The sequence below is a fragment of the Steroidobacter sp. genome (genome assembly GCF_016790065.1).
In the GTDB taxonomy this organism is placed as follows: domain Bacteria; phylum Pseudomonadota; class Gammaproteobacteria; order Steroidobacterales; family Steroidobacteraceae; genus Steroidobacter.
This window is the reverse complement of the sequence record NZ_JAEUPY010000933.1, coordinates 1-1,802: the sequence shown is the minus strand read 5'-3', so window position 1 is coordinate 1,802 and position 1,802 is coordinate 1. Positions and strand designations below refer to the sequence as shown.

Genomic DNA, 1,802 nt, shown 5'->3' with positions numbered 1-1,802 from the left:
TTCGAGCGCGCGCCCGCCGATTGGTTGGCGCAGGAAATCGAAGCGCGAGTTCGAGGCGAGTCGGACGCCGACCTGATGGAATCGCTGCGCCGTTTTCGCAGGCGACACATGGTCCGCATCGCCTGGCGTGACATCGCCGGTTGGGCGACGCTCGATGAGACGCTGCACGACCTGTCGAAGCTCGCGGATGTTTGTATCGATCTGGTCAACCGGCGCATGTACGCAGCTCTGGTCGCACGCTATGGCACGCCGCGCGGTGCAGAGAGCGGCGAGGTGCAGACGCTGATGGTTTTGGGCATGGGCAAGTTGGGCGGGCGCGAGCTGAACTACTCGTCCGACATCGATCTGATCCTGCTGTATCCGGAAGACGGCGAAACGGACGGCGCGCGTGCCATCGACAACGCCGAGTTTTTCCTGCGGCTGGGCCAGAAGGTGGTGCAGCAGTTGGCGACGCCGACGGTCGACGGGTTTGTCTATCGCGTCGACCTGCGCTTGCGACCGTTCGGCGACAGCGGGCGAGTGGCGCTGAGCTTCGCGTCGTTCGAACATTACTTGCAACAGCACGGTCGCGACTGGGAACGATATGCCTACGTCAAAGCGCGTGCCTTGACGGCGACGGAACAGTTCCCGTCGCTCTATGACGAAGCATTGCGGCCGTTCGTTTACCGTCGCTATCTCGACTTCAGCGTATTCGAGTCGCTGCGTGACATGAAGGCGATGATTGCGCGCGAGGTGGAGCGTCGCGAACTCCAGGACAACGTCAAACTCGGCCCCGGCGGTATTCGCGAGATCGAGTTCATCGTGCAAGCGTTTCAGTTGATTCGCGGCGGTAGCGATCGACGGCTGCAAGGCCGCGAGTTGCAAACCATCCTGCCGCAGCTCGCCGGGCTACGGCTGCTGCGCGAAAGCGCAGTCCAGGAGCTGCAGGCTGCGTACACGTTCTTGCGCGTACTAGAGAATCGTCTACAGCAATGGAACGACGAGCAGACTCATCAACTGCCTGAAGATGCGGTGGCGCGTGAGCGGTTGGCGCTCGCGATGAATGTGCCGAGCTGGGACGAACTAGCCGCCACAACCAATGCTCATCGGCAGCGGGTCGAGCGCTATTTCACCCAAACCATGTTTGGTCCGGCCGAGCGCACCGACGGCATTGCCACGCTGGCGTCCACGTTCGATCTGGATGCCGAGGTGGCCGATCGCTCGCGCATGATCGTCAGCTGTGGGGTGGCCGATCCGGATCCCATCAATGCTCGGTTGGAAGAGCTGCGAACCAGCACTTATTACCGGCGTCTTGATGAAACCGGGCGTCGTCGCTTACGAGATTTGTTGGCTCGAATCCTGCCCATGCTGGCGTCCGATGCCGCTCCGACGATGACGCTGGCCAGGACCTTGCGAATCTTCGAGAGGATCGCTGGGCGCACGGCGTATCTCGCGCTGCTGACTGAGAATGTCTCGGCGCTGCATCGATTGGTGGAGTTGTGTTCGCACAGCCAGTTCCTGGCCGACCAGATCGCCGCCCAACCGCTGTTGCTGGACGAGTTGATCGATGAGCGCTTCGTCGAAGAAGCGCCGTCGCGCGAGCAGTTCGCCAAAGATCTGGCATCGTCACGCGGTCGGATGCAGCACGAGGATCCGGAACGCCAGGTGGAAATCCTGCGTCAGTTCCAGAGTGCCGCGATGTTTCGAGTGGCGGTGGCGGATCTCACCGCCGGTCTGCCGTTGATGAAGGTCAGCGATCGCTTGACCGACATTGCCGAGCTGATCGTGCAAGAAACATTGTCGCTGGCCTGGGCGCAAATGAC

The 1,802-nt window shown here is 61.7% G+C and carries 1 protein-coding gene; it reads left to right on the top strand.

All coding sequences use genetic code 11. The features are described from left to right. Positions 1 to 1,802: bifunctional [glutamate--ammonia ligase]-adenylyl-L-tyrosine phosphorylase/[glutamate--ammonia-ligase] adenylyltransferase (gene glnE / locus JNL55_RS37030; protein WP_293867091.1), on the top strand; the 1,802-nt coding region annotated here is incomplete at both ends.